Origin of the sequence: Kitasatospora sp. NPDC086009 (assembly GCF_044540385.1) — a bacterium.
Taxonomy (GTDB): domain Bacteria; phylum Actinomycetota; class Actinomycetes; order Streptomycetales; family Streptomycetaceae; genus Kitasatospora.
On record NZ_JBITSA010000014.1, the window covers coordinates 92,302 to 112,550 of the forward strand.

At 73.8% G+C, this 20,249-nt stretch carries 21 protein-coding genes, 1 pseudogene and 1 riboswitch; of the genes and pseudogenes, 18 read left to right on the forward strand and 4 right to left on the reverse strand.

Going from position 1 to position 20,249, the window contains the following annotated elements; translation table 11 throughout:
• Positions 1-14: 14 nt before the first annotated feature.
• From mltG (ACIF6L_RS28110) to ACIF6L_RS28150, 9 genes are all read left to right on the forward strand, one after another.
• A complete protein-coding gene (gene mltG / locus ACIF6L_RS28110) occupies positions 15-1,271 on the forward strand; it encodes an endolytic transglycosylase MltG (protein WP_396489628.1) in 1,257 nt (418 codons plus the stop codon).
• Positions 1,272-1,422: 151 nt separating this feature from the next.
• Entirely contained in the window at positions 1,423-3,426 is a 2,004-nt protein-coding gene (mltG, locus tag ACIF6L_RS28115) for an endolytic transglycosylase MltG (RefSeq protein WP_359809668.1), read from the forward strand.
• 34 nt (positions 3,427-3,460) lie between these two features.
• Positions 3,461-4,291 (forward strand): shikimate dehydrogenase, encoded by an 831-nt coding sequence (locus ACIF6L_RS28120; RefSeq protein ID WP_396489630.1) that lies wholly within the window; start codon positions 3,461-3,463, stop codon positions 4,289-4,291.
• Positions 4,292-4,684: 393 nt separating this feature from the next.
• Positions 4,685-5,869, forward strand: a complete 1,185-nt coding sequence (gene aroC, locus ACIF6L_RS28125; protein WP_329486794.1) for a chorismate synthase — start codon at positions 4,685-4,687, stop codon at positions 5,867-5,869.
• Complete coding sequence (locus ACIF6L_RS28130; protein ID WP_352293308.1) at positions 5,866-6,387, forward strand: shikimate kinase; 522 nt, start codon at positions 5,866-5,868, stop codon at positions 6,385-6,387. The genes aroC and ACIF6L_RS28130 overlap by 4 nt, the downstream gene beginning before the upstream one ends.
• Positions 6,380-7,468, forward strand: a complete 1,089-nt coding sequence (aroB, locus tag ACIF6L_RS28135; protein ID WP_329486792.1) for a 3-dehydroquinate synthase — start codon at positions 6,380-6,382, stop codon at positions 7,466-7,468. The genes ACIF6L_RS28130 and aroB overlap by 8 nt, the downstream gene beginning before the upstream one ends.
• 8 nt (positions 7,469-7,476) lie before the next feature.
• Positions 7,477-7,905 (forward strand): type II 3-dehydroquinate dehydratase, encoded by a 429-nt coding sequence (gene aroQ / locus ACIF6L_RS28140; RefSeq protein WP_329492047.1) that lies wholly within the window; start codon positions 7,477-7,479, stop codon positions 7,903-7,905.
• 422 nt (positions 7,906-8,327) lie between these two features.
• Positions 8,328-9,011, forward strand: coding sequence for an AAA family ATPase (locus ACIF6L_RS28145; protein ID WP_396489633.1), 684 nt, complete (start codon positions 8,328-8,330; stop codon positions 9,009-9,011).
• A 164-nt stretch (positions 9,012-9,175) separates the two neighbouring features.
• The gene (locus tag ACIF6L_RS28150; RefSeq protein ID WP_396489634.1) at positions 9,176-9,985 is read left to right on the forward strand and encodes an Fpg/Nei family DNA glycosylase; all 810 of its coding nucleotides are present in this window, start codon (positions 9,176-9,178) and stop codon (positions 9,983-9,985) included.
• 61 nt (positions 9,986-10,046) lie between these two features.
• On the opposite strand, the gene ACIF6L_RS28155 is transcribed toward ACIF6L_RS28150, so the two are convergent.
• A complete protein-coding gene (locus ACIF6L_RS28155) occupies positions 10,047-10,499 on the reverse strand; it encodes a DUF3995 domain-containing protein (RefSeq protein ID WP_396489636.1) in 453 nt (150 codons plus the stop codon).
• Positions 10,500-10,637: 138 nt separating this feature from the next.
• Here ACIF6L_RS28155 and ACIF6L_RS28160 point away from each other — a divergent pair, with 138 nt between their 5' ends.
• Both ACIF6L_RS28160 and ACIF6L_RS28165 read left to right on the forward strand, forming a co-directional pair.
• On the forward strand, positions 10,638-11,156 hold the full coding sequence (locus tag ACIF6L_RS28160; RefSeq protein WP_329486788.1) for an RNA polymerase sigma factor: 519 nt from the start codon (positions 10,638-10,640) through the stop codon (positions 11,154-11,156).
• Positions 11,153-11,632 (forward strand): SRPBCC family protein, encoded by a 480-nt coding sequence (locus ACIF6L_RS28165; protein WP_329486787.1) that lies wholly within the window; start codon positions 11,153-11,155, stop codon positions 11,630-11,632. The genes ACIF6L_RS28160 and ACIF6L_RS28165 overlap by 4 nt, the downstream gene beginning before the upstream one ends.
• Positions 11,633-11,813: 181 nt before the next feature.
• Here ACIF6L_RS28165 and ACIF6L_RS28170 read toward each other — a convergent pair.
• Positions 11,814-12,152: pseudogene (locus tag ACIF6L_RS28170) on the reverse strand (ArsR/SmtB family transcription factor); the annotation flags it as partial.
• An 81-nt stretch (positions 12,153-12,233) separates the two neighbouring features.
• A riboswitch (cobalamin riboswitch) is annotated at positions 12,234-12,426 on the forward strand.
• 32 nt (positions 12,427-12,458) lie between these two features.
• Between ACIF6L_RS28170 and ACIF6L_RS28175 the strand changes: the two are divergent.
• Positions 12,459-13,631, forward strand: coding sequence for a HoxN/HupN/NixA family nickel/cobalt transporter (locus ACIF6L_RS28175; protein WP_396489638.1), 1,173 nt, complete (start codon positions 12,459-12,461; stop codon positions 13,629-13,631).
• 113 nt (positions 13,632-13,744) lie between these two features.
• Here the strand turns inward: ACIF6L_RS28175 and rpmG are convergent, their stop codons facing one another.
• Positions 13,745-13,909 carry a 50S ribosomal protein L33 gene (rpmG, locus tag ACIF6L_RS28180; protein WP_329486785.1) on the reverse strand — a complete coding sequence of 55 codons (165 nt, stop codon included), beginning with the start codon at positions 13,907-13,909 and terminating at the stop codon, positions 13,745-13,747.
• Between the two features lie 380 nt (positions 13,910-14,289).
• Between rpmG and ACIF6L_RS28185 the strand changes: the two genes are divergently transcribed.
• The 5 genes from ACIF6L_RS28185 to ACIF6L_RS28205 all read left to right on the forward strand — a co-directional run bounded on the left by ACIF6L_RS28185 (position 14,290) and on the right by ACIF6L_RS28205 (position 18,620).
• Positions 14,290-15,396, forward strand: coding sequence for a M24 family metallopeptidase (locus ACIF6L_RS28185; protein WP_396489640.1), 1,107 nt, complete (start codon positions 14,290-14,292; stop codon positions 15,394-15,396).
• An 82-nt stretch (positions 15,397-15,478) separates the two neighbouring features.
• Positions 15,479-16,042 carry an elongation factor P gene (gene efp, locus ACIF6L_RS28190; RefSeq protein WP_329486783.1) on the forward strand — a complete coding sequence of 188 codons (564 nt, stop codon included), beginning with the start codon at positions 15,479-15,481 and terminating at the stop codon, positions 16,040-16,042.
• Between the two features lie 4 nt (positions 16,043-16,046).
• Complete coding sequence (nusB, locus tag ACIF6L_RS28195) at positions 16,047-16,484, forward strand: transcription antitermination factor NusB (RefSeq protein ID WP_329486782.1); 438 nt, start codon at positions 16,047-16,049, stop codon at positions 16,482-16,484.
• Between the two features lie 158 nt (positions 16,485-16,642).
• The gene (locus ACIF6L_RS28200; RefSeq protein ID WP_396489642.1) at positions 16,643-17,470 is read left to right on the forward strand and encodes a thioesterase family protein; all 828 of its coding nucleotides are present in this window, start codon (positions 16,643-16,645) and stop codon (positions 17,468-17,470) included.
• 205 nt (positions 17,471-17,675) lie between these two features.
• Positions 17,676-18,620 carry a hypothetical protein gene (locus ACIF6L_RS28205; RefSeq protein ID WP_396489644.1) on the forward strand — a complete coding sequence of 315 codons (945 nt, stop codon included), beginning with the start codon at positions 17,676-17,678 and terminating at the stop codon, positions 18,618-18,620.
• A gap of 148 nt (positions 18,621-18,768) precedes the next feature.
• Here the strand turns inward: ACIF6L_RS28205 and ACIF6L_RS28210 are convergent, their stop codons facing one another.
• Positions 18,769-19,272, reverse strand: a complete 504-nt coding sequence (locus ACIF6L_RS28210) for a transcriptional regulator (protein ID WP_031072501.1) — start codon at positions 19,270-19,272, stop codon at positions 18,769-18,771.
• Between the two features lie 328 nt (positions 19,273-19,600).
• Here ACIF6L_RS28210 and pyrR point away from each other — a divergent pair, with 328 nt between their 5' ends.
• Positions 19,601-20,248, forward strand: coding sequence for a bifunctional pyr operon transcriptional regulator/uracil phosphoribosyltransferase PyrR (gene pyrR, locus ACIF6L_RS28215; RefSeq protein ID WP_329486779.1), 648 nt, complete (start codon positions 19,601-19,603; stop codon positions 20,246-20,248).
• Position 20,249 lies beyond the last annotated feature (1 nt).

Genomic DNA, 20,249 nt, shown 5'->3' on the forward strand with positions numbered 1-20,249 from the left:
GCCGAGGGGGCGCAATGACCGACCAGGACTTCACGCCCGGGCTCACACCCGGCCACCTCGGTGCGCCGGTGCTCGAACCCGAGGGCCGGCCGCCGGGTGCGCCCCGTCCTCGCCACGATGCGCCGGATCCGCACCGTCGGCGCAACGGGCTCGCCTGCGGGCTGACCGCGCTCGCCCTGGTGGTCGTCTTCGGCGGGGCCGGTCTCACCGGGTACACCTGGCTGCAGGGACAGCAGAAGCCGCCGGCCGCCGCCGACTACCACGGGCCGGGCACCGGCGACGTCCAGGTCTCGGTGCCCGAGGGCGCCGGGCTCACCCAGATCGCCTCCGCGCTGGTGCGCAACGGCGTGGTGGCCAGCTCGCTGGCCTTCACCCGGGCGGCCAAGGGCAGCGCGGCCGCCGCCGGGCGGATCCAGCCCGGCACCTACACGCTGAAGCAGAAGATGTCGGCGGCCGCCGCGCTGGCGATCCTGGTCGACCCCGCCAACGCCAACGGCCTGACCATCCCCGAGGGCTGGCGCGGCAGCCAGATCTACACGGCGATCGACAAGAAGCTGGACCTGCCCGAGGGCACCACGCAACGGGCCGCCCAGGAGCAGGGCGCCGAGCTGGGGCTGCCGGAGTTCGCCAAGGGCAGCCCGGAGGGGTACCTCTTCCCCGCGACGTACAGCGTGACCGACGGGACCACCGCGGTGGACCTGCTGAAGCAGATGGTGGAGCGGGCCGGCAAGGAGTTCGCCCGGGACGACGCGGAGGTCGTCGCGCAGAACCTCGGGCAGAGCCTGTACGGGCTGGTGACCATCGCCAGCATGGTGCAGGGCGAGGCGGACAACACCGAGGACATGGCCAAGGTGGCCCGGGTGATCTACAACCGGCTGGCCAAGAACATGCCGCTGCAACTGGACTCCACGATCAACTACGCGCTCGGGCGCTCGACGCTGAACACCACCGTCACGGAGACCAAGCTGGACTCCCCGTACAACACGTATCTGCACACCGGACTGCCGCCGACGCCGATCGGCAACCCCGGGCGGCAGGCGATCATGGCGGCGGTGGACCCGGCGCAGGGGGACTGGCTCTACTTCGTCACCGTGAAGCCGGGGGACACCCGGTTCACCGACAGTTTCGACGTGCAGCAGCGCAACGTGGCCGAGTTCAACGCCGCCCGGGCCGCGCAGCCGAGCCCGTCGGCGAGCGGTTCGGGCGGTGCCTCCGCGGGGGCGAGCGGCAGTCAGCCGACGGGTGCGCCGACCGCTCCGGGCGGGCAGTGAGGGCACATCGCCCCTGCCGGAGGCCAGGCTGCGGTACGGTAACGTCTCCCTCCAGGCGCTGCAGTAGCACGCCGGTTCGAGAATCAGCCGGGACGCCGTCCCGGACGGCCGGTCCGATCCTCCGGCCGTCTCCGTCGGTGTAAGGGGATCAATGACCGATCTGGGTCGGGGCTACGGCCCCCAGGGCTCCGAGCCGTGGCACCCCGGTGACCCCGGGTACGGCGGCCAGCAGCCGGTCCCCGGGCCGACGGACGACCAGTGGCAGCAGCCCCAGCAGTACGGCGGTCAGGCTTTCGTCGACCAGCAGGGGTACCCGCAGCAGATGCAGCAGGCGGCGCAGCAGCAGGGTTACCCCCAGCAGGGCTACCCGCAGCAGGCGTACCCGGGCGGCCAGCCCCAGCAGCCCCAGCAGTACGGGGGACAGCAGTTCGCGCAGGGGCAGCAGCAGGCCCAGCAGTACGGCGGTCAGGCCTTCGGCGACCAGCAGGGGTACCCGCAGCAGGGGCACGGCGGGGGCCAGGGCTTCCCGGGTGGGCAGGGGTACCAGGACCAGCAGCAGGGCTACCCGCAGCAGGGGTTCCCCGGGCAGCAGCAGAGCGCCCCCGGGTACCAGGGGCAACAGCAGGGGTACTCGCAGCAGGGCATGCCGCAGCAGGGGATGCCGCAGTCGGGTATGCCGCAGTCGGGTATGAACCAGCAGGGCGCGCCCCAGTCCGAGATGCCGCAGCAGGGCGCGTCCCAGCCCGGGATGCCGCAGCAGCCCGGTCAGCAGCGGGTGCCGGGCGAGCAGGCTCCGGGCGGCCAGGTGCCGGGCGGGCGGGCCTCGCGCCGCCGGCGGCCCGAGCCCGAGCGGCCCGCCGGTCCCGGCCCGGACGGCATCGACTGGGAGGCGGAGGCCGCCGCGCTGGAGGCCGGCGGCCGGCCGGCGGAGGCCGAGCCCGAGCAGGCCGAGGCCGAGTGGGACGAGCACCAGGACGACTACGCCGAGGACGGCGGGGACGACCAGAACGGTTTCCTCGGCGAGGAGGACAACTCCCGCGAGGGCAAGAAGAAGCGCAAGGAGAAGGGCAAGAAGTCCGGCCGCCGCAACGGTGGCGCCTGCCTGCTGGTCGCGCTGGTGATGGTCGGCGGCGTGGCCGGCGCGGGCTGGTGGGGGTACGGCTTCTACCAGGACCACTTCGGGCCACCCCCGGACTTCACCGGCCAGGGCAGCGGCTCGGTCATGGTGGAGATCAAGAAGGGTGCCGTCGGGGCCGAGATGGGCAAGACGCTCAAGGAGGCCGGCGTGGTCAAGAGCATCGAGGCCTTCACCCAGGCGTGCGGGAAGAACCCGAAGTGCACCACCATCCAGTACGGCACCTACACCATGCCCAAGGAGATGTCGGCCGAGGCCGCCGTCACCAACCTGGTGGAGGCGAACGGCGGTGAGAAGCTGATCGTCCAGGAGGGGCTGACGGCCGCCGCCACCTACGCCAAGATCGACGACAAGCTGCAGCTGGCCAAGGGCACCACGGCCGAGGTGGCCAAGGCGCAGCTGGGCAGCCTCGGTCTGCCCGCGTACGCCAACGGCAACATCGAGGGCTTCCTCTGGCCGGCCCGCTACTCGATCGCCTCGGGCATGAAGCCCGAGGACCTGCTCAAGCAGATGGTGAAGAACGCCGTCGACCGCTACGCGGGGCTGGACGCGGAGGCCGCCAAGATCGGCCTCAAGACCGGCTACGAGGTGGTCATCGAGGCGAGCATCCTCCAGGCCGAGGGCAACAACCCCGACGACTTCGCCAAGATGGCCCGGACGATCCAGAACCGGCTGGCCGACACGGGCAAGATCGACGGCAAGCTCGGCATGGACACCACGCTGCAGTACTCGCTGGGCCGCAAGGTGCTGGACAAGAAGGACATCAACGACGCCTCCAACAAGTACAACACCTACATCAACGCGGGCCTGCCGCCCGGGCCGATCTCCAACCCGGGTGACGCGGCGCTCAAGGCGGTGCTGAACCCGGCGGACGGCAAGTGGCTGTACTTCATCGCGATGGACCCGAAGAACACCCGCTTCTCGGAGACGGACAAGCAGTTCGCGGCCGATGTCGAGGAGTACTGCAAGGCGGCCGGCCAGGGCTTCGACAAGGTGGCCGTCCACTGCACCACCAAGTAGCCCTGACGGGCCAGTAGTTCACGGAGTAACAGCGTTGACCAGCAAGCACCGGGCCGCCGTCCTCGGCTCGCCGATCGCCCACTCGCTCTCGCCGCACCTGCACCGCGCCGCCTTCGCGGCGCTCGGGCTGGACGGCTGGCGCTACGACGCCTTCGAGGTGGACGAGGCCGGGCTGCCCGGCTTCCTCACCGGACTGGACGCGGAGCGGTGGGCGGGCCTGTCGCTCACCATGCCGCTGAAGCGGGCGGTCATCCCGCTGCTCGACGAGGTGAGCGCGACCGCGCGCTCGGTCGACGCGGTGAACACGGTGGTCTTCACCGCCGACGGGCGGCGCACCGGTGACAACACCGACATCCCGGGCCTCGTCAACGCCCTGCGCGAGCGCGGCATCACCGAGGTGGCGGGGGCGGCGGTGCTGGGTGCCGGGGCCACCGCCTCGTCGGCGCTGGCGGCGCTGGCCCAGATCTGCACCGGCGAGGTGACGGTCTACGTCCGCAGCGCCGAGCGGGCCCGGGAGATGGCCGAGCTGGGTGAGCGCCTGGGGGTGACCGTGCGGACCGCCGACTGGGAGCGGGGGGCGGAGGCGCTCGCGCAGCCGCTCACCGTGTCGACCACGCCCGCGGGGGCGACGGACGCGTTCGCCGCCGGGCTGCCCGCCGCGCCCGGTGCGCTGTTCGACGTGCTCTACCACCCGTGGCCGACGGCGCTGGCCGCCGCCTGCGCCGAGCGCGGCGCCGCCGTGCTGGGCGGCCTGGACCTGCTCGTCCACCAGGCGGTCCTGCAGAACGAGCGGTTCACCGGACGCGCGCCCGGGCCGCTGGCGGCCATCCGGGCCGCGGGTGAGGCGGCGCTCGCCGGCCGCTGACGCGGTGCGCGCGGGGCGGCGGGCGGTGCCGCCCGGGCATGTCGTGCCGGGGTGGCGTGTCGTGCCGGACCGGCGCGCTGTGTCACGTCGGCGTGTCGTGCCGGAAGGGCGTGTCGTGCCACTCTGGCGCGTCGTGCCGGCTCGACCTGACATGCCCGTCCAGCGTGTCGTGCCACCCCGGCGTGCCGTGCCGCGGTGAGGGGTCCGGCCGTGCTCCCGGCGGGGCCCGGGTGCTCCGCCGGCCACCGCGTCCGAGGGTCGACCGGTTGCTGTCCGTCACCCGGACTCTGCTCCCGGGCATGCCGACGGCATGAAAGGATCCAGGGACAGAGGAAGCACGCCCGGGCGGGTCATGACAAGTGCCGTGACCGGTCCGCTGATGAAGGAGCTCCGTTGGGTACGTTGCGCTGGCTGACGGCGGGGGAGTCGCACGGTCCGGCACTGGTCGCGACGCTGGAGGGCCTGCCCGCCGGTGTTCCGGTGACCACCGCGGTGGTGGCCGAGGCGCTGGCGCGCCGACGGCTGGGCTACGGCCGTGGCGCCCGGATGAAGTTCGAGCAGGACGAGGTGACCTTCCTCGGCGGCGTGCGGCACGGCGAGACCATGGGCAGCCCGGTGGCCGTGATGGTCGGCAACACCGAGTGGCCGAAGTGGGAGCAGGTCATGTCGGCCGATCCGGTCGACCCGGAGGTGCTGGCGGGGCTGGCCCGCAACGAGGCGCTGACCCGCCCCCGGCCGGGCCACGCGGACCTGGCGGGCATGCAGAAGTACTCGATCGAGGAAGCCCGGCCGATCCTGGAGCGCGCGAGCGCCCGGGAGACGGCGGCCCGGGTCGCGCTGGGCGCGGTCGCGCGCGCCTACCTCAAGGAGACCTGCGGGATCGAGATCGTCAGCCATGTGGTGGAGCTGGCGGGCGCCAAGGCCCCCGCCGGGGTGCTGCCGCTGCCCTCCGACGAGGCGCGCCTCGACGAGGACCCGGTGCGCTGCCTGGACGCCGACGCGTCGAAGGCGATGGTCGCGGAGATCGACCAGGCCCACAAGGACGGCGACACCCTGGGCGGGGTCGTCGAGGTGCTGGCCTACGGCGTGCCGGTCGGCCTCGGCTCGCACGTGCACTGGGACCGCCGGCTGGACGCGCGGCTGGCCGCCGCGCTGATGGGGATCCAGGCGATCAAGGGCGTCGAGGTCGGCGACGGCTTCGAGCTGGCCCGGGTGCCGGGTTCGCAGGCGCACGACGAGATCGTGCCGACCCCGGAGGGCGTCAAGCGGACGTCGGGCCGATCGGGCGGTACCGAGGGCGGCCTGTCGACGGGTGAGCTGCTCCGGGTGCGGGCGGCGATGAAGCCGATCGCGACCGTGCCGCGCGCGCTGCAGACGCTGGACGTGCGGACGGGCGAGCCGGCCAAGGCCCACCACCAGCGCTCCGACGTGTGCGCGGTGCCCGCGGCGGGGATCGTCGCCGAGGCGATGGTCGCGCTGGTGCTGGCGGACGCGGTGAACGAGAAGTTCGGTGGCGACCACGTCAGCGAGACCCGCCGCAACGTCCAGGGGTACCTGGACAACCTGATCGTCCGATGAGCGCGCCCCTGGTGGTGCTGGTCGGCCCGCCCGGCAGTGGCAAGTCCACCGTCGGACGGGACCTCGCCGAGCGCCTGGGCGTCGCCTTCCGGGACACCGACGCCGATGTCGAACGGTCGGCCGGCAAGCCGATCCCGGAGATCTTCATCGACGAGGGCGAGCCGCACTTCCGCGAGCTGGAGGCGGCCGCGGTGCGCAGCGCCGCCCGGGACCACGACGGCGTGCTGGCGCTGGGGGGCGGTGCGGTGATGGCCGAGGCCACCAGGGCGCTGCTGCGCGAGCTGCCGGTGGTGTTCCTGGAGGTCCCGCCGGCGGACGCCGTCCGGAGGGTGGGGCTGGACGCGCCGCGGCCGCTGCTCGCGGTCAACCCGCGGGCGCGTTGGCGTGAGTTGATGGAGGCGCGTCGGCCCCTGTACCTGGAGGTGGCCACCGCCGTCGTCGACACCGCGGGCCGCACCCCCGGGCAGGTCGCGGACGCCGTAATGGAAGCACTGGAGCTGAAGACCCCCCATGAGTGACATCGTCAGGATTCACGTCGGCGGCAGCGCGGGCCACGACCCGTACGACGTGCTGATCGGACACCAGCTGCTCGGCGAGTTGGGGCAGCTGATCGGGACCCGCGCCAAGCGGGTCGCGCTGATCCACCCCGAAGGACTGGCCGCCACGGCCGACGCCATCCGCGAGGACCTGCTGGGCGAGGGCTACGAGGCGATCGTCCTCCAGGTGCCCAACGCCGAGGACGCCAAGAGCGCCGAGGTCGCCGCGTACTGCTGGTCGGTGCTCGGCCAGACCGGCTTCACCCGCAGCGACGTGATCGTCGGCCTCGGCGGCGGCACCACCACCGACCTGGCCGGCTTCGTCGCGGCCACCTGGCTGCGTGGGGTGCGCTGGGTCTCCATGCCCACCACGCTGCTCGGCATGGTGGACGCGGCGGTGGGCGGCAAGACCGGCATCAACATCGCCGAGGGCAAGAACATGGTCGGCGCCTTCCACCCGCCGGTGGGCGTGCTGGCGGACCTCGACACCCTGGAGACGGTGCCCCGGCACGACTACGTCTCCGGTCTCGCCGAGGTCATCAAGTGCGGTTTCATCGCCGACCCGGTCATCCTGGACCTCATCGAGGCGGACCCGGAGGGCGCCAGGAGCCCCGCCGGGCCGCACACCGTCGAGCTGATCCGGCGGGCCGTCCAGGTCAAGGCCGACGTGGTCTCCGGGGACCTCAAGGAGTCCGGCCAGCGCGAGATCCTCAACTACGGCCACACCCTCGGCCACGCCATCGAGCGCAACGAGCGCTACAAGTGGCGGCACGGCGCGGCGATCTCGATCGGGATGGTCTTCGCCGCCGAACTCGGCCGCCTGGCCGGCCGGCTGGACGACGAGACGGCCGACCGGCACCGCACCGTGCTGGCCTCGGTCGGCCTGCCGCTGAGCTACCGCGCGGACGCCTGGCCGAAGCTGCTGGACGCCATGAAGATCGACAAGAAGTCGCGCGGCGACCTGCTGCGCTTCATCGTCCTGGACGGCCTCGGCCGGACCTCCATGCTGGAGGGCCCCGACCCGTCCCTGCTGGTCGCCGCCTACGCGGAGGTCTCCTCGTGACCCGGGTGATGGTGCTCAACGGCCCCAACCTCGGCCGGCTGGGCAGCCGCGAGCCGGACGTCTACGGCGCCACCTCCTACGCCGGGCTGGTCGAGCGCTGCACCGTGCTCGGCAAGGAGCTCGGCTTCGAGGTCGAGGTGCACGAGACCAACTCCGAGCAGCAGATGGTGGAGTGGCTGCACGAGGCGGCCGACGGCGGGGTGCCCGTGGTGATCAACCCGGGGGCCTTCACCCACTACTCGTACGCGATGCGCGACGCCGCCGCCCAGCGGACCGCGCCGCTGATCGAGGTGCACATCTCCAACCCGTACGCCCGGGAGACCTTCCGGCACACCTCGGTGATCGCCGCGGTCGCCTCCGGCACCATCGCCGGATTCGGCCTGGGCTCGTACGAGCTGGCACTGCGGGCGCTCGGCGGGCAGCTCACCGCACGCTGACACCCGGGGCCGGGGTACCGGATCGGCGCGGCCCCGGCCGGCCCGATCCGGTACCCCGGCCCTCGTCAGCGGCCCGGCGGCGGACTGTGCCCGCTGCGGGACCGCCGTGTAGTGTCCCCGCTGAAAGAAGTCGGGAGGTGACCGTGACGCAGTACGCCGGGGGTGGACAAGTCCCCCCACGTCCCGTCGCTCCGCCGGCCCCGCCGTACTCCGGCAGTGCCACCGTCGCACCGCCCGCCGGTGGCGCGCCGGGCGCGTCCCGGGGAGTGCCGCGGGCGGCGGCCCACGCCGAATCCGTCCGCCACGGCGCGGACCGGTCCGCGCGCGAGCCCGCCGGTCGGCCCCCGTACGCCGGTCGCCCGGTCGTGCCGCCGGCCGGCACCCCGGCGGCCCCCGTCGCACCGCCCGCGCCGGCGCGGCCCGTGCCGCCGTCGGCTCCCACCGCCGCGGCGCCCGCGCCGGTTCCGGCCGGCGCCACCGGGCACTTCCTGCTGCCGTCCGGCGCGCCCGTCCAGCTCCCGGTCCACCCCGCGCAGCCGCACCTGCCGTCCGGGCCACTCGCCGTGCTGCTGATCGGACCGGCCGGCGCGGGCAAGACCACCGTCGCCCGGCACTGGGCCGAGCGGCGGCCCACGCCCACCGCCCACATCAGCCTCGACGACGTCCGCGAGTGGGTGCAGTCCGGCTTCGCCAACCCGCAGTCCGGCTGGAACAACGCCTCCGAGGCGCAGTACCGGCTGGCCCGCCGCACCTGCGGCTTCGCCTGCCGCAACTACCTGGCCAACGGCATCTCCTGCATCATCGACGACGCGGTCTTCCCGGACCGCCCGGCGATCGGCCTCGGCGGCTGGAAGCGGCACATCGGCCCGGGGATGATCCCGGTCGTGCTGCTGCCCAGTCTGGACTCCGTGCTGAGCCGCAACGCCCGGCGCAGTGGCAACCGGCGGCTGAGCGACGAGGAGGTGGCCCGGATCCACGGGCGGATGGCCGGCTGGTACAACTCCGGGCTGCCGATCATCGACAACTCCCAGCTGGACGTCGCGGCCACCGCCGCCGAGCTGGACCGGGTGATCCTGGCCCGGCTGATGGGCATCCCGGTCCGCTGAGGACCGCGCCGCCCGGGGCTGTTCCGGGCGGCTCCGGCGCTGCCCCGGCGCGGATTCGGTACCGCCTTCCGGGAGCCCGCGACGGCCGGCGGCCCGGCCGGGCCTGTCGGTGCGGGCTGCGATGATGGGGGCATCCTGTCGCACACCCGGGGGAGCTGACGCCCGTGCCGGAAGGCCACATCATCCACCGCCTCGCCGCCGAGAACGCCAGGGCCTTCGGCGGCCGCCCGGTCCGTGCGAGCAGCCCGCAGGGCCGGTTCGCGGACGGCGCGAAGCTGGTCGACGGGCAGGTGCTGACCGGGGCGGAGGCCATCGGCAAGCACCTCTTCCTCGGCTTCGAGGACGACGCCTGGGTGCACGTCCACCTCGGCCTCTACGGTGGGTTCGCCTTCGGCGAGGGCCCCGCGCCGGAGCCGGTCGGCCTGGTCCGGCTGCGCCTGGCGAACGACGACGCCTACGCCGATCTGCGCGGTCCCAACACCTGTGCGCTGATCACCGACGCCGAGAAGGCCGCCGTCGCGGCGCGCCTCGGCCCCGACCCGCTGCGGGCCGACGCCGACCCGGAGCCGGCCTGGCGGCGGATATCCGGCAGCCGGACGACGATCGCGGCACTGCTGATGGACCAGAAGGTGCTGGCCGGCGTGGGCAACGTCTACCGCGCCGAGGTGCTGTTCCGGCACGGCATCGACCCGCACCGGGCCGGGCGCGACCTCGGCCGGGCCGAGTGGGACGCCGTCTGGGCCGACCTGGTCGCGCTGATGCGCGAGGGCGTCGGCGCGGGGCGGATCGACACCGTCCGACCCGAGCACACCCCCGAGGCGATGGGCCGTCCGCCGCGGGTGGACGACCACGGCGGCGAGGTCTACGTCTACCGCCGGGCCGGCATGCCCTGCCTGGTCTGCGGCACCGAGGTCCGGACCGAGGCGCACGCCGCGCGCAACCTCTTCTGGTGCCCCACCTGCCAGCGGGCCTGAGGCGGCGCCGGCTGCCCGGTGCCCCGCGGGCGGTCGCGGGGCTGCCGGGGGAGGGGTGCGGTCAGCCGTCCGCCCCGGTACGGGCGACCGCCAGGGCGGCGGCCGCGGCGGCCAGGCAGAGCGGGGTGTAGAACGCCAGGTTGAGCCGGTAGAAGGCCGAGCCGGTGTCGACGCCGACCCCGGTGGCCCAGAGCAGCCCGGCCAGCCCGCGGGCGAGCAGTCCGGCGGCCACCGCGCGCGGCCCCCAGCGCAGCGCCACCGCCGGCAGCCGGCGGGCCGCGCCGTCCAACAGGCCGCCGCGGGCGAGCACCAGGGCCGAGCCGGAGAACAGCAGCGCCGCGAGCGGCAGGACGACCGGCGGGGTGAACGGCACCTCGGCGTTGAGCACCGCCCGGGAGAGTGACGCCGGGTCGGCGGCCGGCCAGGTGCGGCCGGTGGCCCAGTAGACGTGCAGCAGGGCGTCGGCGGCGAGCAGGCCGGCGACGGCGAGGGTGGCGGTACGGCGACGGTTCACGGTGGTCCTCCGGGGTTCCGACGGTGGGTCACCCCGCAGGAGCGGCCCACCCGGCCGGAGGTTCCCGTGACGAGCGTCACAGTGGGAAGTTGGGGGAGGGAGGGAACGTCCGGCCGGTCCGGCGCCTCTGATGCGGGTGTGGATGGTCCCGACACCCGAACCGCCGACCGGCTCGCCGGCCTGGTCCGTGCCGCCCAGCGAGGCGACCAACTGGCCGTCAGCGAGCTGCTGGAGCTGGTCGCGCCCTACGTCCGCCGGCTCTGCGGTCCGATCGCGCTGGACGACGGCCCCGACGCGACGCAGGAGGCGCTGATCGCCGTCTTCCGCAAGCTGGGCCAGCTCCAGGACCCGGCCGCGCTGTTCGGCTGGGTCCGCTCGATCGCCGTGCGGGAGGCCGTCCGGCACGTCCGGCGGGTCGCCCGCTGCGTCCCGGCCGACCTCTCCGAGCTGCCCCGCCCCGGCGACCCGCAGCTGGCCACCGACATCCAGGACGTCCTCGCCCGGCTGACGCCGGAGCACCGCGCCGTGCTGGTGCTGCGCGACCTGGAGGGGCTCGACGAGCGGTCCACCGCAGAACTGCTGGGCGTGGCACCCGGCACCGTGAAGTCCCGGCTCTCCCGGGCCCGGCTCGGCTTTCGAAGGGCGTGGCAGCAGTGAGCGCACCGACCCCCTGGCCGACGGCGGCCTTCGACCCGGTCCGCCGGCTGCATGTGATCGCCGCCGTCACCCCCGGCGCCGCCGTCCGGGAGGCGCTGATCGACGCGCCGTTCGAGCGGGTCTGGGCGGCCGCGGCCGACCTGGAGGAGGGGCTCCCGCGCTGGCTGCCGGACATCCGGTCGGTCCGCGTGGCCGGGAGCCCGGCGGACGGTCGCACCGAGGCGCTGGTGACCGGCCACACCCGGCTGCGGGCCCGTTTCGACGTCGAGCTGACGCCCGGGTGGTGCCTGATGCGCAGCCGCTTCCTGCTGGGCGGGATGGCGGCCCGCGCCGAGGCCGGAGGCACCCGCTTCGCCTTCCTCGGCGCGTTCCGGCTCCCCGGCGCGGGTCTGCTCGACCGGGCCCTGCGGCCCGCGACGGACCCGCTGGCCCGGCGCTCGCTGGAGCGCTTCGAACGGCTGGTGCGGGAGGGGTGAGGCGGGCCCCGGGCGCGACGGCCCGGGGCGCCGGGTCGGTGTTCCGCGGGCGCAGCCGGTCAGCCGGGAGCCGGTCAGCCGGTCAGCCGGTCGCGGCGGCCCGGGGTGCGGAGGGCTCGCCGCCGGTGGCGTCGCTCCCGGTGGCGGGCTCGCCGTGCTCGTGGTGGTCCGCGGCGGCGCATTCGTCGAGGAGGGGGCGCAGGGCCTCGTCCACGAGCCGGTAGCGCACCACGCGGCCGTCCTTGTCGCCGGTGACCACACCCGCGGTGCGCAGCAGCCGCAGCGCCTGCGAGACGGCCGGGTCGCGCATGCCGGTGGCGACCGCCAGGTCGGTGACGGCGAGCGGCCCGGCCCGGTGCAGGGCGAGCAGCAGGGCGAGCCGCCCCGGGTCGGCGAGCAGCGAGAACCGCTCGGCCCAGGACCGGACGTGCCCGGGGTCGCCGATCGCGGCGATGGCCTCGCAGACCCGGTGCCCGTCGATGGTGCGGTGGCCCGCGCGGTCGGCCGGTACGAGATGCATGCGGACATTGTTGCAGCCCGTGGCTGTGATCCTGGACACCTGCGCAGGTGCGCAGCCTTGCAAGGGTGAGGTGCGGCCCCCTACGGTGTTGCCCGCCGTGGTGTTCGGGAAGACCGGTGACGGACCCTCAGGGTCCGGAGTCCGGAGCGGCCCTCGCCACTGTGATCGGGGGAGTCGTCCGTATCCACGACGCCACTGGGCGCCTCGCGCGCCTGGGAAGGCGGATCCGGAAGCCCCGTCAGCCAGGAGACCGGCCACGGCATCTCACGAACGTCTTTCCACGAGGTGCTGGAGCGTGATCCGAAGATGACCCTGCCCGAAACCGCCGCTGTTCCCGCGGCGTCCTCCGCCCTGCCGAGCTTCCGCTGGCGGCGCGAGGACACCCTCCGCACGGCCGGGTTGATGGGGGTGATCCTGGCCATGCACGTGGTGGCGTTCGGGACGCTGATCTTCCTGGTCGCCCCGGAGAAGTACGAGGTCGGTACCCAGGTCTTCGGGGTGGGCCTGGGCATCACCGCCTACACCCTCGGCATGCGGCACGCCTTCGACGCCGACCACATCGCGGTGATCGACAACACCACCCGCAAGCTCATGGCGGACGGCAAGCGGCCCGTCTCGGTGGGCTTCTGGTTCGCGCTCGGCCACTCCTCGATGGTGGTCCTGATGGCCGCCCTGGTGGCGGGCGGCGCCCAGCTGGCCAGCACGCTGATGGACGACGAGTCCACCACGCACCAGTGGCTCGGTGTGGTCGGCACTTCCGCGTCCGGTGTCTTCCTCTACCTGATCGGCGCGCTCAACCTGGCGGCGCTGTTCGGCATCCTCAAGGTGTTCCGGTCGATGAAGGCCGGTCGGTTCGACGAGGCGGAGCTGGAGGAGCACCTCAACTCGCGCGGTCTGATGGCCCGGGTGCTGAACCGGGCGACCCGCTCGATCACGCGGCCCGGCCAGATGTTCCCGGTCGGCATGGTGCTCGGCCTCGGCTTCGATACGGCGACCGAGGTGACCCTGATGGTGATGGCCGGCTCCGGCGCGGCCGCCGGGCTGCCCTGGTACGCGATCGTCTGCCTGCCGCTGCTGTTCGCGTCCGGGATGAGCCTGTTCGACACGCTGGACGGGACGTTCATGAACTTCGCGTACCAGTGGGCGTTCTCCAACCCGGTGCGCAAGGTGTACTACAACCTGACCATCACCGGGCTGTCGATCGCGGTGGCGTTCATCATCGGCACCATCGAGCTGGTCGCCGTGCTGCACGAGAAGCTGGACCTCACCGACCCGGTCAGCGGCTGGATCGCGGACATCTCGCTGGACAACGTCGGCTACGCGATCGTCGGGCTGTTCGTGGTGGTCTGGGGGGCGGCGATCGCCTACTGGCGCCTCGCCGGCGTCGAACAGCGCTGGAGCCCGAAGCCGGTGGTACCGGCCGACGGGGTGCCCGCCCAGGGGGCAGCGGCCGACGAGGCCGCCGGGGTCACCAAGTAGTCGGCCCCGACGGCCCGCGGCACCGCGGTGTCACGAGGCGGCGCCCACCCGGTCCGTTCGGGTGGGCGCCGCCTCGCCGTGGTCCGCGTGCCATGCCGGGCCCACGGGGGAGGTCAGCGCTCCTCGCGGAAGTCGACGTGTCGGCGCGCGACCGGGTCGTACTTGCGCAGCACCAGCCGGTCGGCGTCGGTGCGGCGGTTCTTGCGGGTCACATAGGTGAAGCCGGTCTCGGCCGTGGACCTGAGCTTGACGACGGGGCGCAGTTCGCTGCGGGCCATGGTTCTCCTCCTCCGAGGGGTGGGCGGTCGGGAAACGGCTTCCGCCGAAATGGAAGTCGTTTTCATGGGGTCCAACACGGCCTCCGCCCCGCCCATTCCCCGGCGGGCGGTGGAGGCGCTGGTCGGCCGCGCGATCGCGCACGCGCCGGGGCTCGTCGGGCGGCGCGCGCTCCCGCCGGCGGCTCCGGTCGTCCGGTCCGCCGCCCGCGCCGTCCGTTCGGGTGCGCGGCCGGTCGACCGGCCTCGGGGCCCCGGCACCGGTGCGGCGCCGGGGCCCGACGCCGCACCGGCAGACCGGCCGGGTGTCCGACCAGGGCCGTCCTGGTCCGGTCGGATCCGCTCGGCGGGCGGATCGGGGTGGGGCTCCGTAGGCTCGACGCATGTCTGATGCGTACGCGGTCCGGCGGGAGCGTCTGAGGGAGCACGGCAGTGCGGCCGGGGCCGATGCGGCGCTGATCACCCGGGCGGCGAACGTGCGGTACCTGACCGGTTGCCCGCCGTGCGGCGCGACGCTGCTGCTCACCCGGGAGCTGGCGCTGCTGGCGCTGCCGGACGACCTGCCGCCGGACGACACCGGTGAGCACCTGATCGTCGAGGACGTCACCCGGGTGCCGGTGGCGGCGGGCGCCGACACCGCGCTGGCGGCCGCCGCGGCCGCGGCCCGGCTGGGGGTGGCCGACCTGGCAGTGGAGGAGCACGACCTGACCGTCGCCCGGCACCGCGCCGTGGCGGGTCTGGCGGAGGGCGTCCGGCTGGCCGACCTCGGCCGGGCGGTCGAACAGCTGCGGGTGATCAAGGACGAGCACGAGATCGCGGACCTGCGGATCGCCGCCGAGATCGCCGACCAGGCGCTCGGCGAACTGCTGGAGTCGATCCTGGTCGGCCGGACCGAGCGGCACCTGGCGATGGAGCTGGAACGCCGGATGATCGACCACGGTGCGGACCGGGCGGCCTTCCCGGTCTCGGTCGGCACCGGCAGCCACTCCGGCCAGCAGTCCCACCAGCCCACCGACCGGCGGGTGGAGGAGGGTGACTTCCTCACCGTCGTCCTGGGTGCCCAGTACCGCGGGTACGGCGTCTCGACCGCCCGGACCTTCGTGATCGGCGCCGCCCCCGCGCCCTGGCAGGTCGAACTGCACCGCCTGGTGTTCCGGGCCCAGCGGGCCGGGCGGGAGGCGCTCGGTCCGGGCGTCGAACAGTACGTGCCCGACCAGGCCGCCCGGGAGATCCTCCACGCGGCCGGGCACACCGAGAGCTCGCCGCACCCCGTCGGTCACGGCATCGGGCTGGAGATCCGGGAGGCCCCGCGCCTCGGGCCGTCGGACATGGGTAAACTGGACAGCCGCGTGCCGGTCACCGTCGGTCCAGGGGTTCACCTCCCGGGCCGGGGTGGTGTCCGGATCGAGGACACGCTCGTGGTGCGCCCCCTTGAAGAGGGCGGGCCCGAGCTGCTCACCATCACCACCAAGGAGCTCCTCGCCCTGTGACCCGCGACCGCCCGAGGCGGCCGGGGGCGGCAGGACGCACCCCTTGGTTCCTTGACAGCTATATCCAGGAGTAAGTGCGCCCGTGGCTTCCACGAACGATCTCAAGAACGGCATGGTTCTCAAGCTGGAGGGCGGCAAGCTCTGGTCCGTCGTCGAGTTCCAGCACGTCAAGCCCGGTAAGGGCCCGGCCTTCGTGCGCACCAAGCTCAAGGAGGTCCTGACGGGCAAGGTCGTCGACAAGACCTTCAACGCCGGCACCAAGGTCGAGACCGCCAACGTCGACAAGCGTGGCATGCAGTTCTCGTACAAGGACGGCGAGAACTTCGTGTTCATGGACACGGACACCTACGACCAGACCACGATCGAGCCCGCCGTCGTCGGCGACGCCGCGAAGTACCTGCTCGAGGGCTTCGAGGCCCTGGTCGCCATGTACGAGGGTGCTCCCCTGTACATCGAGCTCCCGGCCTCGGTCGAGCTGACCATCTCCCACACCGAGCCGGGCGTCCAGGGCGACCGCTCCACCGGTGGCTCCAAGCCGGCCACCCTGGAGACCGGCGCCGAGATCGCCGTGCCGCTGTTCATCGTCACCGGTGAGAAGATCAAGGTCGACACCCGCGACGGCAGCTACCTCGGCCGGGTGAAGTAAGTCCGTGTCGGCCGCACGCAGCAAGGCCCGTACGCGAGCCTTCCAGATCCTCTTCGAGGCCGACCACCGCGGGGTCGACCCGCAGCGGGTCCTCGCCGACTGGGTGGCCCGTGCCCGGGAGCCCAAGCCGGACGAGGGCACCCCGCAGGTCGGTGAGTACACCATGGAGCTGATCGAGGGGTACGTCCAGCACGCCCGCCGGATCGACGACCTCATCTCCGAGTACGCGGTGGGCTGGACGCTCGACCGGATGCCGATCGTGGACCGCAACGTCCTGCGGCTCGGTGCGTACGAGCTGATCTGGGAGGACGGCGTCCCGGACGCGGTCGTCCTGGACGAGGCCGTCGAGATCGCCAAGGAGTTCTCCACGGACGACTCCCCGGCCTTCGTCAACGGCCTGCTCGCCCGCTTCCTGGAGCTCAAGCCGAGCATCCGCCGGTAGGCGGCACTCCGACGCACGGCCGCCGGACCCGACAGGGTCCGGCGGCCGTCGTGCGTTCGGGCCGGGTGGCGTATGTTGGGACCCTACTCGCCAGTAACCTGGTGCTCCGGTGACCCACGCGCACCGGAGACCCCGCAGCGAAGGGCAGGCCACCCCCCATGACCACGGCGATCCGCAGCGAGTTCGACCAGGGCATCGCCCTCACCAGGCACCCGGCCGAGCCGGGCCGCTACGACGGCGAACTGGGCGCCGGCTGGCAGATCGGCGGCGGCGTCAACGGCGGGCTGCTGCTCGCGATGGCGGGCCACGCCCTCTCGCTGGAGCACGGCGACCACGCCGACCCGGTCTCGATCAGCGGTTACTACCTCTCCGCCTCCCACCCCGGCCCGGCCACCGTCCGTACCGAGGTGCTCCGCACCGGCCGCTCGCTCTCCACCGGCACCGCCTCGCTCAGCCAGGACGGCGTGGAGCGGCTGCGCGTGGTGGCCACCCACGGCGACCTCGCCGACGCCGGCGGCGACGTGCGGACCACCGCCCGGCCGCCGCAGCTGCCGCCGCCGGACCAGTGCGTCGGCGTGGAGCACGCCCCCAAGCAGCTGATCGAGCAGGCCGCCCTCCTGGAGCGGTTCGACCTGCGGCTCGACCCGGCGACCATCGGCTGGGCGCTCGGGCAGCCCTCCGGCAACGGCCGGATCCAGGGCTGGTTCCGGCTCGCCGACGGCCGGGAGCCCGACCCGCTGCTGCTCCTGCTGGTCGCCGACGCGCTGCCGCCGGTCACCTTCGACCTCGGGATGCCCGGCTGGGCCCCCACCATCGAGCTGACCGTCCACCTGCGGGCGAAGCCGGCGCCCGGCTGGCTGCGCGTCACCCACGCCACCCGCAACGTGGCCGGCGGCTACTTCGAGGAGGACGCCGAGGTCTGGGACGAGTCCGGCCGCCTGGTCGCCCAGTCGCGTCAGCTCGCCCGGGTGCCGCGGCAGGCCTGACCGCCGCCGTCCCGCGACCCGCCGCGCCCGGCCGCCCGCCGGGTGCGGCGGGTCCGGCGGGTTGCGCCGACCGGGTGACGTGCCTCGCCTCACGGTCGGTTACATTCCTGTGACACGCCGTACGTGTGCGACACCCGGGGCTGGGGAGGACAACGGTCGGCGGCACCACTGCCGCCGCCGACCGCCACCGCCCCAGGAGCCTCCGATGAGCCGCAACGGCCGCGCCCGCCGCACCCCCGACTGCTCCGCCGCCGGCCCCCGCCCCCGCGCGCGGCTGCGGCACGAGCGGCGCCGGGCGGACGGCGCGGGGCAGGCCTTCGTCATCGGGGTGCTGACCAGCGCCGCCGACTTCGAGCGCGCCGCCGCCTGGCGCCTCTGCGACGCCCCGGACTACGAGACCTACCTGCGGGACACCGCCGACCTGCTCGCCGAGGCCCGGCGCGGCTTCGACACCGTCCGGGCCCGGATGTTCCACCCGCAGGACTTCGAGGAGTTCTGCCTCCTGCACGGCCTCGACCCGGCCGAGCCGGGCGCCCGCGACCGCTACCTCGTCAATCCGCCGCTGCAGACCCAGCTCCTCGCCTACCAGGGCGAGGACCTCGCCGGGGACTTCCTGCCCCGGCTGGTCCGCGCCCGCGAGAACGGGCTGACGCTGCGCCACGCGGACCTGCTGCTGGACGGCGGGCTCTACGAGGAGCACGGCCGGGCCGTCCGGGAGGCCTACCAGCGCGGCGCCGAGGTGTTCCGGCGGATGCTGGTCGGCGCGGGCAGCGGGGTCTACGAGCTGCGCCTCGCGGTGGACGCCCCCGGTGGCCGGCTGACGGCCGCGGCCCGGGTGCTCCAGTGGGAGGACGGCGTGGTGCGGATCAACGACGAGGACCTGGAGCTGGTCTGCGCGGTGCTCTGCGCGGGGCTGGCCCGGGAGCTGCCGGGGCTGGCGGTGCTGCACGGCACGCAGGGCTCGGCGGCGGCCTGCGGCGCCGGTGACGGGGCTCCCGGCCCCACCGGTGACGGAACCGCCGACCGGGCCTTTCGCGGGGCGGCCTGGGCCTGGGCCAGCGCTGGGCAGGGCTGGGCGCCGACCGCGGCCGCGGTGCGGCTGGAGGGCGTGGCAGCCGAGCCCGGCTACAGCCTGGGCACGGTCCGCTGAGGCCGCCGGAGCGGCTCGGGCCGGCTTCGGTCCGGGGCCGGACGCGCGACGGCGCGGCCCCCGTTCCGGGGCACCGCGCCGTGACGTTTCTGCTTGGCCCTGCCCGTTCCTGCTGGTGGGAGGCGGTGGGAGCCGGTGGGGGCGAGCCTCAGCTCGCCTCCTCCTCGCGCACCGCACGGCGCGCGTCGGGGTTCAGCACGCCCCAGGAGATCAGCTGCTCGGTCAGGATCGACGGCGACTGGTCGTAGATCACGGCCAGCGTGCGCAGGTCGTCCTGGCGGATCGAGAGGACCTTGCCGTTGTAGTCACCGCGCTGGCTCTGGATGGTCGCCGCGTAGCGCTGCAGCGGACCGGCCTTCTCGGACGGGACCTGGGTCAGTCTCTCCAGGTCCAGCACGAGGCGCGGCGGCGGCTCGGCCGCACCACCGGGCGTACCGCCGGGCAGCAGCTCCTGGACCGGAACGCCGTAGAACTCCGCCAGCTCGGCCAGCCGCTGCACGGTGACCGCACGGTCACCGCGCTCGTACGAGCCGACGACGACTGCCTTCCAGCGCCCCTGGGACTTCTCCTCGACACCGTGCAGGGAGAGCCCCTGCTGAGTGCGGATCGCTCGGAGTTTTCCTCCGAGTTGCTTCGCGTAGTCGCTGGACATTGATCTCCCCGGACGAGATTGCTTCGCGTTCAGTGGTGGGTCACGGGCGATTGTCGACGTCGTTACCGGTGGGTTCGACGCCAGTCTCGTAACTCACTGTGAGGTTACGTAGAGTGAGGTAGCTGCGTCAAGCCGAATGGGGCAGTCGTGCGAATGGCCCGCGTCCGCGGTGCGTCGCGGACGTTAACCCGGTGAAGCGGAACGATGGACGCCGGTTTGCCGTCGGGCGCGCTGGTACGATGGCGGGAGCCCGCGCCGCGTCGGCGGGGGCGTTCCAGACATCCTTTAAGGCCCGTCCAGTGAGGCGGGGAAGGAGGTCCGCTTCGGCATGACCACACATCACGAACCGACGCCGCGCCCGCCGCACCAGGTGCTGGACGGCACGGACATCGCCCGGGTGATCACCCGGATAGCGCACGAGATCGTCGAGCGCGCCAAGGGCGCGGAGGACGTCGTGCTGCTCGGCATCCACACCAGGGGCGTGCACCTCGCCCGCCGGCTGCGCGACCGGCTGACCCAGATCACCGGCCGGGAGATCCCGTTCGGGACGCTGGACATCACCATGTACCGGGACGACCTGCGGCTGAAGCCCGCCCGCGCCCTGGAGCACACCGAGATCCCGGCCGGCGGCATCGACGGCAGGCTCGTCGTCCTGGTCGACGACGTGCTCTTCTCGGGCCGCACCATCCGCGCCGCGCTCGACGCGCTCAGCGACATCGGCCGCCCGCGCGCCGTCCAGCTCGCCGTCCTGGTCGACCGCGGCCACCGCGAGCTGCCGATCCGCGCCGACTACGTGGGCAAGAACCTCCCCACCTCGCTGCGCGAGGCCGTGCAGGTCCGCCTCGCGGACAGCGACGGTGTGGACGCCGTGCTGGTCGGCGACCGCGACCACGCGGACGCGTCGCGTCCCCCGCGCAGTGAGCGCAGCTCGCAGGCCCTGGCCGCCCGGCCGTCCGAACCGCACCTCCCGGAGTAAC

Coding starts and splice junctions, on each gene's coding strand:
- pyrR (WP_329486779.1), top strand. CDS start 19,601: ATGACCACACATCACGAACCGACGCCGCGCCCGCCGCACCAGGTGCTG.
- rpmG (WP_329486785.1), bottom strand. CDS start 13,909: ATGGCCCGCAGCGAACTGCGCCCCGTCGTCAAGCTCAGGTCCACGGCC.
- mltG (WP_359809668.1), top strand. CDS start 1,423: ATGACCGATCTGGGTCGGGGCTACGGCCCCCAGGGCTCCGAGCCGTGG.
- aroB (WP_329486792.1), top strand. CDS start 6,380: ATGAGTGACATCGTCAGGATTCACGTCGGCGGCAGCGCGGGCCACGAC.
- ACIF6L_RS28205 (WP_396489644.1), top strand. CDS start 17,676: ATGAGCCGCAACGGCCGCGCCCGCCGCACCCCCGACTGCTCCGCCGCC.
- mltG (WP_396489628.1), top strand. CDS start 15: ATGACCGACCAGGACTTCACGCCCGGGCTCACACCCGGCCACCTCGGT.
- aroQ (WP_329492047.1), top strand. CDS start 7,477: ATGGTGCTCAACGGCCCCAACCTCGGCCGGCTGGGCAGCCGCGAGCCG.
- ACIF6L_RS28185 (WP_396489640.1), top strand. CDS start 14,290: ATGTCTGATGCGTACGCGGTCCGGCGGGAGCGTCTGAGGGAGCACGGC.
- ACIF6L_RS28210 (WP_031072501.1), bottom strand. CDS start 19,272: ATGTCCAGCGACTACGCGAAGCAACTCGGAGGAAAACTCCGAGCGATC.
- ACIF6L_RS28130 (WP_352293308.1), top strand. CDS start 5,866: ATGAGCGCGCCCCTGGTGGTGCTGGTCGGCCCGCCCGGCAGTGGCAAG.
- ACIF6L_RS28200 (WP_396489642.1), top strand. CDS start 16,643: ATGACCACGGCGATCCGCAGCGAGTTCGACCAGGGCATCGCCCTCACC.
- ACIF6L_RS28175 (WP_396489638.1), top strand. CDS start 12,459: ATGACCCTGCCCGAAACCGCCGCTGTTCCCGCGGCGTCCTCCGCCCTG.